This is a genomic window from Enorma phocaeensis (assembly GCF_016901575.1).
GTDB lineage: Bacteria > Actinomycetota > Coriobacteriia > Coriobacteriales > Coriobacteriaceae > Limicola > Limicola phocaeensis_A.
The window spans coordinates 1-13,782 of record NZ_JACJKQ010000028.1 but is presented as its reverse complement, the minus strand read 5'-3'; the positions used below and the strand labels follow the sequence as shown (position 1 = coordinate 13,782).

General features: G+C 66.6%; 9 protein-coding genes and 1 tRNA gene. All 10 read left to right on the top strand.

What is annotated here, in order from left to right:
- Positions 1-727: 727 nt before the first annotated feature.
- The 10 genes from H6A15_RS09645 (at position 728) to rplT (ending at position 13,425) form a co-directional block, all read left to right on the top strand.
- A complete protein-coding gene (locus H6A15_RS09645) occupies positions 728-1,594 on the top strand; it encodes a hypothetical protein (protein ID WP_204673544.1) in 867 nt (288 codons plus the stop codon).
- 370 nt (positions 1,595-1,964) lie between these two features.
- Positions 1,965-5,384, top strand: a complete 3,420-nt coding sequence (gene recJ, locus H6A15_RS09640; protein ID WP_204673543.1) for a single-stranded-DNA-specific exonuclease RecJ — start codon at positions 1,965-1,967, stop codon at positions 5,382-5,384.
- Between the two features lie 23 nt (positions 5,385-5,407).
- Positions 5,408-7,753, top strand: coding sequence for a RelA/SpoT family protein (locus H6A15_RS09635; RefSeq protein ID WP_204673542.1), 2,346 nt, complete (start codon positions 5,408-5,410; stop codon positions 7,751-7,753).
- A gap of 211 nt (positions 7,754-7,964) precedes the next feature.
- Positions 7,965-8,714 carry an MBL fold metallo-hydrolase gene (locus H6A15_RS09630; protein WP_204673541.1) on the top strand — a complete coding sequence of 250 codons (750 nt, stop codon included), beginning with the start codon at positions 7,965-7,967 and terminating at the stop codon, positions 8,712-8,714.
- A gap of 123 nt (positions 8,715-8,837) precedes the next feature.
- The gene (gene fba, locus H6A15_RS09625; protein WP_204673540.1) at positions 8,838-9,704 is read left to right on the top strand and encodes a class II fructose-1,6-bisphosphate aldolase; all 867 of its coding nucleotides are present in this window, start codon (positions 8,838-8,840) and stop codon (positions 9,702-9,704) included.
- 285 nt (positions 9,705-9,989) lie between these two features.
- On the top strand, positions 9,990-11,420 hold the full coding sequence (locus tag H6A15_RS09620; RefSeq protein WP_204673539.1) for a transglutaminase-like domain-containing protein: 1,431 nt from the start codon (positions 9,990-9,992) through the stop codon (positions 11,418-11,420).
- Between the two features lie 154 nt (positions 11,421-11,574).
- Positions 11,575-11,661 (top strand) — tRNA-Leu (locus H6A15_RS09615).
- A 558-nt stretch (positions 11,662-12,219) separates the two neighbouring features.
- Complete coding sequence (gene infC / locus H6A15_RS09610; RefSeq protein WP_204673545.1) at positions 12,220-12,798, top strand: translation initiation factor IF-3; 579 nt, start codon at positions 12,220-12,222, stop codon at positions 12,796-12,798.
- 26 nt (positions 12,799-12,824) lie between these two features.
- Positions 12,825-13,016 carry a 50S ribosomal protein L35 gene (gene rpmI, locus H6A15_RS09605; RefSeq protein ID WP_204673538.1) on the top strand — a complete coding sequence of 64 codons (192 nt, stop codon included), beginning with the start codon at positions 12,825-12,827 and terminating at the stop codon, positions 13,014-13,016.
- 49 nt (positions 13,017-13,065) lie between these two features.
- Entirely contained in the window at positions 13,066-13,425 is a 360-nt protein-coding gene (rplT, locus tag H6A15_RS09600) for a 50S ribosomal protein L20 (RefSeq protein ID WP_204673537.1), read from the top strand.
- Positions 13,426-13,782: the final 357 nt, after the last annotated feature.

The window sequence follows — 13,782 nt, the reverse complement described above, 5'->3', positions numbered from 1 at the left end:
CCACGGGGCCGCTCTGGGGCGGGGGCCGCACGCCGACCGCGGCGTTGCCTCGCAGGAGGCGTACCGCCCCGCCCATGCCGCCCGCCCGACGCAGGCGTCGCGGACCGGGGTCCCGGGGTCCCAGCCGCTCGGAGAGGCCTATCGCCCTGTGGGGACGCGGTTTTCGCCGGCCCAGGTGACCAGGCCGCTTCCCCGTGCCGGCGTGCACCTTGCTGCACGCCCTGCGACCTCGCGTGCCGGGGAGCCGCCGGCCGGCGGCGCCGGCATGGGGGAGGGCCCGGCGGCTTACAGGGCATATGGACATGGCGACATGGGCTCCGGACGGCACGCGCCGGCCGGCCATGCGGCGGCACCGTCTCGTTCTGGCGGAGCGGCCGCCAGCGGATATCGGCCGGCGGCGGAGCGTTCGTACGGCCTCGGCACGACCGAGCGCTGGCCGGTTATCGGCGAGGGCGGCATGCCTGCAGGACGGGCGGGAGCGCCTCGCCGAGGACCTGGAAATGCCTCGTCTTCGGATATGGGGCGAGCGCGCGGGCCGGTAGCGACGCATATGGGCGGGCGTGACGCCGCCCGCCGCCCGCAGGTTCGGGGCGCCTACCCTTCTCAGCGATCTGGCTATGGCCGGCAGGCGGCGGTTCCTGGGGCCGTGCGTCCTGCAGCGATGCGTGGGGCCCGCCCCAAGCCGGCCCCTCTGGCCCCTGTTGCCGCCTGCGCCGCCGCATGGCTCGTGATGATCGCCACGGCGGTGGCTCTTGACCTGTGCCATGTGGGTCCAGCGACGACTGCGCAGGCAGCCGACGCCCATACGTCATGGTTTGTCCCCGCGGGCTTCGCCTTCTTCGCGTCGTGGGCGACGTGCATCTCTGTTGCGGCCTGGCTCGTCTGGTCCCTGATGGATCGAGGGTCCGCCCGACCCGTCGCTCCGACGACCTACCTCTTGGTCGCCGCCGCCTGCGTCCTCGACGCCGCGTGGCGCATTGCGTGGTGCGCGGGCGCCGCGCTTCCCGCGGCGGTGCTTGCGACGCTCCTGCTCATCGCTGTGGCGGCGGCATTCGTTTCGGAGCGCATGACGGATATCTGGGCGCGGTGGGTGCCGTTTTCGCTGTGGGGAGGCTGGTCGGCCGTGATCGCCGTCTCTTGCCTGGCGACGCTGGCGTTTCCGCAAGGCGCCCAGGCGGGGGCGCTCGCCGCATGCGCGGGGATGCTGTTTACCGTGGGCGCGCTCCTCGCGGCCTCGTATCTCATGCGCCGGCTTTGTGACGACGTGGCGTTCGGCGTCGCGGCTGTGTGGGGCATCGTGGGCGTGGGGGTCCATGTGCTGCCCGCCTCGATCCTTACAGGTGCGCTCGTGCTGGCGATTGCGGCGGCGGGCTCTGTCGCGGTGTTCGTCCCATGGGAGAGCATCCGTCCCTCCTACGGGGGCGCCGGCGCCGGCGCGGGGTCGCGCGGGGGAGCGGCGCGCTCCTATGCCGCCTCGGCGCCCGCCCCGCATCCCACGCGCAGGCCGGCCACGCGCGTCGCCCGCAGCTCCGCTCCCGACAGGGGGGAGCGCCGCCGCCAGCAGCCGAGCCTGCGCACGTCGAGCCGCTTTTAGCGAGGCGTCGACCATCGCTGCCTCGAGTCGGCCGGCTGATGCCAGGGAGCTGATGCCAGGGAGCTGATGACAGGGGCGCTCCGCCTCGTCGCCGGCGCGCCGAGGGCGCCTGTGGCAGATGTGCCTGCCGCCAGTCTGCTCTACGCGCCCGCTCGCCGGCGTGCATGGGGGCCGTGTCCGGACCTCACGGTATAATGGCCAGCGAACAACAGCTCGACCCGCCGCAGCGGGCCATATACAAGGACGTTCGCTATGAAAAGCGCAAGTATTGCGTGCTGCCGCATGCTCGGCCGCCGCGCCCTGTCATATCTCGCCGCCAGCCTCCTCCATGCCTCGGAGCCTTGGGAAGCCCTCAGGGGAGGTGGGGGCCGTGGCATCGCTTAAGACCACCCACCGCTGGGTCGTTGCCCCGCAAAACCCACATCTTGCCGACGAGCTCTCGACCAAGCTCGGCGTCGCGCCCCTTGTCGCGCGCATCATGGTCGCCCACGGCATCCAGTCTGTCGAGGAGGGACGCCTCTTCCTCACGCCCTCGCTTGAGCGCGACTGGGCGGACCCGCTATCAATACCCGGCATGGAAGAGGTCGCCGACCGCGTGGACGCCGCCATCTCGGCGGGCGAGCAGATCGCCATCTTCGGCGACTTCGATGTCGACGGCATCACGTCGACCTGCCTGCTCACCGAGGCGCTCCGGGGGATGGGCGCGCATGTGCAGCCGTTCATCCCGCACCGTTTCGACGAGGGCTACGGGCTTTCCGAGGCGGCTCTCGACCGGGTGGTCGAGGCGTGCTCGCCCTCGCTCGTCATTACCGTCGACAACGGCATCGCCGCGCGCGACGAGGTCGCTTGCCTGACCAGCCGCGGGATCGACCTTGTGGTGACCGACCATCACGAGCCCTCGGACATGGTCCCCGAGGGCGTCCCGCTCACCGACCCCAAGTTGGTCCCATGCGGCCCCTCGCACGAGCTCGCCGGCGCCGGCGTGGCGCTCAAGCTGGTGGACGTCCTCGGCTCGCGTCGCGGCATGCCCGACCTTTGGCGGCGCTATACCGAGGTGGCGGCCCTGGGAACGGTTTCCGACATGATGCCGCTCACTCCCGAGAACCGAGCCCTGGTGTCCGACGGCATCGCTCAGATGCGGGCCACCACGCGTCCGGGCTTCGTGGCCTTGGCGGCCCTCACCAAGACGGACCTCTCCACCATCACGGCCGATTCGCTCTCGTTCTCGCTCATTCCCCGGCTAAACGCCGCCGGGCGCATGACCGACCCCACGCTCGCCCTCGAGCTGCTGCTCGAGCGCGATCCGGTCGAGGCGGGCAGGCTCGCCGCCGCCCTGGAGGGCATCAACCAGGAGCGCCGCGACATCGAGGCGGCCCTCACCGACGACGCCATGGCGAAGGTCGAGCAGACCTATGCCGGCGGCCGCGTGATCGTGGTCGGCGGCGAGGGCTGGCACGAGGGCGTGAAGGGCATCGTCGCAAGCCGTCTGGTCAACCGCTACCACGTGCCTTGCCTGCTGTTTTCCATCGAAGACGGCATAGCGCGCGGCTCGGGCCGGTCGGTGGGAGCCGTCAATCTGTTCGAGGCGGTCGAGCGCTGCTCCGACCTGCTTACCCGATTTGGCGGGCATGCAGGCGCGGTGGGCGTCACGCTGCCCGCCGAGAACCTCGACGCGCTGCGCGAGCGCATGGATGCCGTGCTCTCGGAGCTGCCGATAGAGGCCTTCGAGGACACGGGCGAGGTCGCCTCGACGGTGAAGCTGTCGGAGCTCGATATCGACACCGTCGAACAGATCTCGATCCTCGAGCCGTTTGGCCAGGGCAATCGCGTGCCGCTGCTCGCCGCCACCGGCGTGACCATGCAAGACCGCGCCGCCGTGGGCCGCACCGGCGACCATATGCGCTTCACTGCCACCGACGGCGTGGCAAGCGTTCCGGCAATCATGTTTCGCGCCCCCGATGTCGAGGCGCTGTGCGCCTGCGACAGCGTGGTCGACCTTGTATTCGAGGCGGTCGCCGAGCACTGGCAGGGCAGGGTGAAGCCCAAGCTCATGGTGAAGGACATCTTGCTGCGCGGCTGCGGGGACGCCCCTGCCTACCAGGGCATGCCGCCCCAGGAGCGCTCGGAAGAAGACGGCGAGGTTCCCGTCATGCTAGCCCCCGCCGCAGAGGGGCAAGGTGCCGCCGGGGTCGCCTCGGCGCGTCCGGAGGGGGCGGGGGCCGTGCCCGCTTCCGGTGCGGACGCATCCCCTGGCGGCGCGCCCTCGCCCCGGCCTCGCGCCGCTGAAGGCGCGTCGAGGCGGGCGATGCTTGCGGGGCTGTCCTACGACGAGCTCACCCGCACGCTGCTCAACACCTTCATCGGGGCCTCCGAGCCCCACCGCGCCCAGGCCGAGGCGCTCGACGCCCTGAAGCAGGGCGAGAGCGTGCTCGCCGTCATGGGCACGGGCCGCGGCAAGTCGCTCATCTTCCAGGTCCACGCCGTGCGCGAGGCCATCCTCAATGCGCGCGCGAGCGTCTTCGTGTACCCGCTGCGGGCGCTCGTCGCAGACCAGGCCTATCATCTGGCGTCCCTATGCGCCAAGCTCGGCGTGCGGGTCGCGGTGCTCACCGGCGAGAGCGTCGGGGCGGCGCGCGACGCGACCTTCTCGGGGCTCGCCTCGGGCTCCATCGACATCGTCCTCACCACGCCCGAGTTTCTGGCGATCCATCGCCGGCGCTTCGCCGCGTCACGCCGCGTCGGCTTCGTCGTGGTGGACGAGGCGCACCACGTGGCGGGCGCCAAGGGCGGCGACCGGAGCGCCTACCAGGAGCTTCCGCAGGTGCTGCACGACCTCGGAGATCCCTGCGTCATCGCGACGACGGCGACCGCCGACACCGCGGTGGCGCGCGAGGTGTGCCGCCTTGCCGGCATCGACCGGGTGGTGGTCGATGGCACGGTGCGCGAGAACCTCGACATCGAGGACGACCGCGACCTTGCAAACCGGGAGAACCGCCTCGTCTCGATCGTCGCCACCGGCGAGAAGTGCGTCGTCTACGTCAACTCTCGCGACCAGTCGCTTGCCCTCGTCCGCACGCTGCGCAAGCGCGTGCCCGAACTCGCCGGCGCGGTGGCGTTCTACAACGCCGGGCTCACCAGAGGCGACCGCGCGCGCGTCGAGGAGGCGTTCCGCTCGGGCTCGCTGTCGTGCATCGTTTCCACCTCGGCGTTCGGCGAGGGGGTCAATCTTCCAGACATCCGCCATGTGGTGCTCTACCACATGCCGTTTTCCGCGACGGAGTTCAACCAGATGAGCGGCCGCGCCGGGCGTGACGGGGCGCCTGCCTCCATCCATCTGCTCTACTCCTCGCGCGACGCGCGCATCAACGAGCGCATGCTCGATGCCGCCGCGCCTGAGCGCGAGGAGCTCGTGACCCTCTATCGCGCGCTGCAGACCATGTGGCGCGCAAACCGCGGCAAGACGGGGGAGGGCAGCTTCCAGGCGAGCGACCTCGATATCGCCAACATGTGCCTTGCGATCGATGCCCGCACGCCTGTCGACGAGCGCAGCGTGGGCAGCGGGCTCGCGATATTCGAAGAGCTTGGTTTCGCTTCGGTTTCCGGCCACGACGAGGGCAGGCGCATCCAGATGGCGGAGAGCCCCGGCCGCATGGCGCTTACCAGCTCGATCAGGTATCTCGAAGGCCTCCACGCGCGCGTTGCCTTCACGGCGTTTCGGAGCTGGGCGCTTGAGGCCCCGGCTCGTGATATGCTTGCACGAGTGAACCGCCCGATCGTCCCTCGGGCGTAAGAAGACGAGGTGAGGGGGCGAAGATGGACGCAGCTTCCCGCGCGGCGCACGACGCGTCGCTCCGGCCGTTCGACAAGATGGTGCTCTACACCCGGGCCGACGACCTCCCGCCCGAGATCCAGGCGGACAACTACGACAAGCTCGCCCAGCTGTGCGGCAAGTACATGAGCGAGGCGGACGGCGCCAAGGTCGAGCACGCCTACTGCTTCGCCGCCGAGAAGCACGCCAGCCAGAAGCGGCGTTCCGGCGAGCTGTATATCAACCATCCCGTCGAGGTCGCGATCATCCTCGCCGAGCTCAAGATGGACTGCGACGTGGTGTGTGCCGCATTGCTGCACGACACGGTCGAAGACACCGAGACCTCGCTTGCCGACGTCGCCGGCATCTTTGGCGAGACGGTCTCCGAGCTCGTGGACGGCGTCACCAAGCTCACCAACATCGAGGTCGACAGTATGGATGAGAAGCAGGCGCTCAACCTGCGCAAGATGTTTCTCGCCATGTCGCGCGACATCCGCGTCATCATCGTGAAGCTCGCCGACCGCCTTCACAACATGCGCACGCTGGCTGCCTTGCGCGAGGACCGCCGGCTCTTCAAGGCGCGCGAGACCATGGACGTCTACGCCCCGCTCGCCGACCGCCTGGGCATGAGCTCCATCAAATGGGAGCTCGAGGACCTCTCGTTTTTCTATCTCGAGCCCGACGCCTACCAGCGCATCGCGCGCATGGTGGCCGAAAGCCGCGAGGTGCGCGAACGCTTCCTGGCCGAGACCATCAAGACGCTGACCGACGAGCTCAAGACCGCGGGCCTCACCGATTTCCAGATCAACGGCCGCTCGAAGCACTACTGGTCCATCTACCAGAAGATGCGCCGCAAGGGCAAGGAGTTCTCCGAGATCTACGACCTCGTGGCCCTGCGCGTGATCTGCCAAACCGTGGGCGACTGCTATTCGGCGCTCGGCGCGGTGCACTCGCTGTGGCATCCCATGCCGGGCAGGTTCAAAGACTACATCGCCATGCCCAAGCTCAACAACTATCAGTCGCTGCATACGACGGTCATCGGTCCGACGGCGCGCCCGCTCGAGATCCAGATCCGCACCTACGAGATGCACGAGCAGGCGGAGTACGGCATCGCCGCGCACTGGCTCTACAAGAAGTCGGGAGGGTCTTCCGCCACCAAGTCGCTCGACGCCCAGCGCCTCGATGACCAGATCAACATGCTCAAGCATTCGCTTGACTGGGTCGCCTCCGACGACATAGACGACCCCAAGGAGTTCCTGCATTCGCTCAAGGTCGACCTTTACGACCAGGAAATCTTTGTCTTCACGCCCAAGGGCGAGGTCATGAGCCTGCGGGCGGGCTCCACGCCGCTCGACTTCGCCTACGCGGTGCACACCGAGGTGGGCAACCACTGCGTGGGGGCGAAGGTCAACGGCGTCGTGGCGCCGCTGACGCATGTGCTGCTCACGGGCGACCGCGTAGAGATCCTCACCAACAAAAACGCCAAGCCGTCCCGCGACTGGCTGAACATCGTGAAGACGCCGTCGTCAAAGTCGAAGATCCGTCGCTATTTCGCTGCGGCGACCAAGGACGAGGACGCCGCGGCCGGCCGAGAAATCCTCGCGAAAGACCTTCGCAAGCGCGGATACGGCATCTCTACGCCGCGCTCCACACGCGCCCTCAACACGGTGTGCGAACAGCTGAACTACCGTCAGCTCGAGGACCTGTTTGCCGCGGTGGGGTCGGGCAAGGTCGCCCCGCGCATGGTGGGCAACAAGGTCGCGCACATTCTCGACCCGAAGCCCGTGGCGCCTGTCCGCACGCCCGATGCGGCAGATGAGCAGCCTGCCCGCGGCTCCAACCGTCGCCCGCACAAGGACAAGGCGTCCTCGGGCGTGGTGGTGAAGGGGTCGCCGGACTCCGGCCTGCTCGTGCGCCTGGCGCATTGCTGCAACCCCGTGGCGGGCGACGACATCGTGGGCTTCATCACCCGCGGCCGCGGCGTCTCGGTGCACCGTGCCAACTGCCCCAACGTGAAGGGGCTTATGGAGCATCCCGAGCGCATGATCGCAGTCGAGTGGGACAACGCCGCCGACGCCCTGTTCCAGGTGGAGATCGTGGTCGAATGCCTCGACCGCATGGGCCTGCTCAAGGACGTGACCATCGCCATCGGCGATGCGGGGGCAAACATCCTTTCGGCGGCGACCTCTACAAACCGCGAGGGCATCGCGACCCTGCGCTTCTTGGTCGAGATTTCCGATGCGAGCGGGCTCGATCCGCTGCTCGCCGCCATCAGCCGCGTCGAGAGCGTCTACGACGCCCGTCGCCTCATGCCCGGCGAGGGCTCGAAGACCATGAAGCGTCGCGGATAGCCATTTGGGTCATTTGGGGACGGGGTCGTTTTGACCGATTCCGGTGCAGTCGCCCGTCTCGCGGCGGGGCGTCTGCCTCGGTGTGGCGTCTTGTTCCGGCCGCGCGGCCCCTGCCCGCGGCTTGGAGCAAGACGGTTCCGCCTCCACGCGGCCGAAGCGCCGCCGGCCGCGTGGGCCCCGGATCAGCACCGACCTTTTGGGAAGGATTTGTATGAGTGACACGAACCTCGAGGCCGCCCCGCTCGACCTTACGCCGCGCGGCAGCCTCGCCATCGAATACGTGGTGAACGGCCCGGTCGAGACAAACACCTATTTCGTCATCTCAGGCGGGGAGGCCCTCGTCATCGACCCCGCATGGGAGGGCGAGCGCCTTGTGGAAGAGTTCTCTCGCCGCCACCCCGACGTGCGCCTCGCGGGCATCGCGTGCACGCACGGCCATGCCGACCATGTAGGGGGCGTGGCGGGCGTGCGCCGCGCGCTCGGGGAGGACCTCCCGTTCGCGCTTGCGGAGGAGGACGTCCCCATGATTCGCTCGAATATCGAGCACCAGCGCATCAACTGGGGCATCGATACCGAGGACCCCGGCGAGCCGAACCGCCTGCTTGCCGAGGGCGACGTGGTCTCGGTGGGGGACGTCAGGCTCCAGGTGCTCTCGACGCCGGGGCACACGCCGGGCGGCGTGGTGCTGTTTGCCGAGACGCGGGAGGGGCCGGTCGCCTTTGTGGGCGACACGCTGTTCCCCGGGAGCCACGGCCGAGTCGACCTGGAGGGCGGAGACTGGCTCGCCATCATGCGTTCGCTGGCCAAGCTCGGCACCCTGCTTCCCCCTGAGACCCAGGTATTCGTGGGCCATGGCTCGGGCACAACCATCGCGCAGGAGCTCGAGGGAAACCCCTTCATGCAGCGTGCCCTGCTCGACCAGCGCCGCCGCGAGGGCCGCATGCGCCGGGACTCCGAATAGCCGGCTTCGGCGATGCCCCGGAGAGAAATGTGTCCGACTGGGACGCATTCTGCACGCATGACCCTCGGGGCTGCGTGGTAAAATGTGTAGCGTTTCTGGGCAATCCTGATATGGGAGGTTTTTATGCTCGTTAATGCAACCGACATGCTCAAGAAGGCCGAGGCCGGACACTATGGTCTGGGCGCGTTCAACACCAACAACCTGGAGTGGACGCTCGCCATCCTGCAGGCCGCCGAGGAGGCCAAGTCTCCGCTCATCATGCAGTGTACCGGTGGCGCTGCCAAGTGGATGGGCAGCTACAAGGTCTGCGCCGACATGGTGAAGGCCTGCGTCGACGCTCTCGGCATCACCGTGCCGGTGGCCCTGCACCTCGATCACGGTTCCTATGAGGACTGCTTCAAGTGCATCGAGGCCGGCTTCACCTCCGTCATGTATGACGGCAGCCACGAGGAGACCTTCGAGCTCAACCTCGAGCGCACCGCCGAGGTCGTGAAGGTTGCCCATGAGAAGGGCATCTCCGTCGAGGCCGAGGTCGGCGGCATCGGCGGCGTCGAGGACGGCGTTGCCTCCAACGGCGAGCTCGCTGACCCCGAGCAGTGCAAGGCCATCGCCGATCTGGGTGTCGACTTCCTCGCCTGCGGCATCGGCAACATCCACGGCGTGTATCCCGAGAACTGGGCCGGCCTCTCCTTCGAGCGCCTCGGCGAGATCAAGGCCCTGACCGGCGACCTGCCGCTCGTTCTCCACGGCGGCACGGGCATCCCCGAGGACCAGATCAAGAAGGCCATCTCCCTCGGCGTCGCGAAGATCAACGTGAACACCGACCTGCAGCTCGCCTTCGCCAAGGCCACCCGTGGCTACATCGAGGCTGGCTCCGACCAGCAGGGCAAGGGCTATGACCCCCGCAAGCTCCTGAAGCCCGGCCGCGAGGCCATCGTGGCGCGCACCAAGGAGCTCATGGAGCAGTTTGGTTCTGTGAACAAGGCGTAGCGACTCAACGTCCGTACTGACCGGGAGCCCCCGGAAAGGCCTCTCCATCTCCGGTCCCAGCACTGCTCGGGGGCTGTGGGGGAGAACGCCTTTCCGGGGGCTCCCTCTGTTTGGGGGCGGCAATGCGCGGCGGGCAGGAGGAGCTCGCTTTCCGCCGAGTCCGACCGCCGCGCAGAGCCGCTCGACGGCCCTTCTTCTCGCCTTGCGTGTCCCATGGGCGTATCCTTATTGATACATGTATGCCGCTCGAATCGCGTGTGGAAAGACCACGGAGGTAGAACATCTATGGCAGTGAGATTCACGTATCCCGATAAGGAAGAGCTCGTGGTCGAGGGCCCGGTGGGCTGCACCGACGTCGTCTCGAACGACGACTATCGCTTTCTTGACGTGGGGCTGCCGGCGGAGGTTGCCCGCCTCAAGGCGGCGGGCTATCTCGAGGAGGCGCGGGCGGAATGCACGCGCATCATCGATTCCGGCGTTCAACCGGAGCTCGAGGCGTGTCTGCGCGCGGAGCGCCACCGCATGGGGCGTCTGGCGCGGCAGTTCTGTGTGACGCGCTCGCAGGCGCTCCGTACCCTGCGCGCCGAGTGGCCCGACGTTTCCGACGACGACCTCGATCGTCTGGTTCGCACCCGCCGCATCGATTGGCGCTTCATCGACGGCGAGCAGCGCTTCCTCAACAATTTCCTGGACTCGCTGCGGGTGTATCCCGCTGAGGTTCCCCGGCTCAGGCCCGATGCTCCGTACGATCTTGCACGGCGTGACGCGGTGCTCGCCCGCATGCGCGACGAGGGGTCGGTAACATGCGAGATAACCCTGCGCGCCTCTATCGAGGTGCCCGGCGCGCTGCCAAATGAGCATGTGCGCGCCTGGCTCCCGCTGCCTGCGGCGGCGTTCCAGCAGTCGGACATCGAGATTCTCGACGCCACGCCCGGCGCGTGCGTCGCCCCCGAGGATGTTCCTGCGCGGACCATCTATTGGGAGTCGACGGAGCGGCGCTCCTTCGAGGTGAGCTATCGCTATCGAATTCGTGCCCCGTATGTCGACACGACCGCGCCTGCTCCCAGCGCCCATGCCGTCGAGGACCCGGACCCAGCTTTCACCGAGGCAGACCTGGCGGAAGAGCGGCCCCACATCCGGTTCACCCCATACCTGGCGGCGCTCACCGAGCGCCTCGTCGCGGGGGTGGAACGTCCTGTTGACCGGGCGCGGGCGATCTATGACTACATCACCCGCAACGTCGACTATCGCTACCAGCCTGCCTATGCGCACCTCGACGACATCGCCGACTCATGTGCGAAGTCGCTGCGCGGAGATTGCGGCGTGTTCGCGCTTACGTTTATCACCATGTGCCGCATCGCAGGCATTCCCGCGAGGTGGCAAAGCGGCCTTTACGTGGCGTCGGATCACGTGGGCCCGCATGATTGGGCCCAGTTCTACACGCAGGAATATGGCTGGTTATGGGCAGACTGCTCGTTCGGGTCGTCTGCGCGCCGTACGGGAGACGAATCGAGGCGCCTGCACCACTTCGGCAACCTGGACCCTTGGCGCATGGTGGCCAACGCTGCGTTCCAGGCAGAGCTCACGCCCGCCTCAGACGGCGTTCGCTGGGATCCTTTCGACAACCAGATGGGGGAGGCGAGCGTGGAAGGGCGCGGCTGCGACGACTGCGAGATGCGTCGCTCGATAGAGCTCGTCTCTCTCGTCGAGCTCTAGGGCTCCGGCCCGATGGGGGTCGTGCCGCCGCTGCCGGGTGCGAGATGCGCGGACCATGTCGGCAAGGCCATTCGATCGAATGGCTGTGGCCCAACCAGCACAACTGTGGTACCATGAACCGGCGCAAAGATGCGCAGAGGTCGCAGACCACCTTGCCTGAGTGGCGGAATTGGCAGACGCAGCGGACTCAAAATCCGCCGATGGCGACATCGTGAGAGTTCGAGTCTCTCCTCAGGCACCACACCTTATAGCAGCATTTGAATCGTGCGCGGGGCGTATGCCCCGCGTTTTGATATGGGCTTCTTCTGCGGCGCCGCCGCAGGGCCGCCCGCCAGGCGGCGTGGAGCACGGCGCCCCTTCCATGAGGCGCCCGCGTGCGGTGCCCTGCATGTACGGACGCGCCACAGATGCCGGACGCGTGCCTTCCGATATGCCTGCCGGGCTGATCGAACGGGTTGCAAGAACAAGTGAGAGCGGTGCTACCATGTGCAACGAGTACCGCCTCACAGATGACGGATGGGATGCAGCGCGCCGGCTCGTCTCCACGGTTGCAAGCCAGCTGCAGCGATAGCGCCGTGTCATGCGAACAAGGTTCGTGGTCTTGTGATGGAGGAAGCTGCTCTGTGGTATCATCCACTCTGCATCGCGCATGCGGTGCCTAAAAGCGGGACCTCAGGTCCCCACCTTTCGGCGCCTTCTGGTAGCTGTCTGGTTTCCACAACAAGATGTGTCGCGACGGCTTGTCCGTCGTTTCTCTGAGTGTGAACCCGGATGTCTCCATGAGGCTCCGGGTCATTTCATTTGTAGGGAGGTAAGGAAAATAGCTAAGCACGATGACACGCGCATCAACGACGAGATCACCGCTACCCGGTGCCGCCTGATCGGCGTCGACGGCTCCCAGCTGGGCCTGTTCGGCATCCGTGACGCGCAGCGTGTCGCCGACGAGCAGGGTCTAGACCTTGTCGAGATCGCGCCGAACGCAGATCCGCCGGTCTGCCGCGTGATGGACTACGGCAAGTATAAGTACCAGCAGGCCATGAAGGCCAAGGCGGCTCGAAAGAACCAGTCCCGTGTCGAGGTCAAGGAGATGAAGTTCCGTCCCAAGATCGACGTGGGCGACTATGAGACCAAAAAGGGCCATGTTCTGCGCTTCCTCAAGAAGGGCGCGCGCGTCAAGATCACCATCATGTTCCGCGGCCGCGAGATGGCGCATCCGGAGCAGGGTCTGAACGTGCTCGAGCGTCTCGCCGATGACCTCAAGCCCTACGCAACGGTCGAATCCGCACCTAAGCTGGAGGGCCGCAACATGCTCATGTTGCTCGCCCCCATCAAGGGAGCGTTTGACGAGAAGCCCTCCAAAAGCGATGGCGACAAGTAGTTCTGCAAGCGATTAAGGAGAATTCCATGCCTAAGATGAAGTCCCACAGCGGCACCAAGAAGCGCTTCCGCGTGACCGGTTCCGGTAAGATCATGCGTGGGAAGGCCTATAAGAGCCACATTCTTACCAAGAAGACCACCAAGCGCAAGCGTGGATTCCGTCAGGAGACCGAGGTGTCTTCCGCCGATCGCAAGACCGTCGTTTCGCGTCTTGCCTAAGTTTCGATTTCTGCCTATATATACGTTCCCGACTAGGAGTTGATGAGATATGGCACGCATCAAGCGCGCAGTGGCCGCCAAGAAGAAGCGCCGTACCGTTATGAATCGTGCGAAGGGTTACTACGGTGCCGCTTCGCGTACATACAAGCATGCTAAAGAGCAGGTCCAGCACTCCCTGCAGTACCAGTATCGCGATCGTCGCAACAAGAAGCGCGAGATCCGCAGCCTCTGGATCACCCGTATCAACGCCGCTGCCCGCATGAACGACCTCTCCTATTCGCAGTTCATGCACGGCCTGAAGCTCGCCGGCATCGAGCTCGACCGCAAGGTCCTGTCTCAGATGGCCTACGAGGACATCGAGTCCTTCAACGAGCTTTGCGCCATCGCCAAGAAGGCGCTCGAGGCCTAAGGTCTTCACGCAATATAGATTGTGCCAACGGGGCGCCTTCGGGTGCCCCGTTCTCGTATCAAGCCTCCTCCCATAACACGGCATCGTGTATGGACAAAGCGATAGAGAAGTTTGGCAGAGCGCAAGAAGTATGAAGCGCTGTAGCTAGGAGAGCCGCAGCAGGGTGCCGCATTGCAAACGACGGACAGCCAAGAAACCAGAACGATGCATACATACCTATAGTGAAGAGCATGACGGGCCAGTGCCGGGCCTCCCCATATGAGGGGGCCGCCCGCCCCGACATGTGTCGGATTTGTGGAGGCGGAATTCCCCCTTGCGCGGCCCGCCCGGCGCTGGCAATATATTCACCTGCCGCGC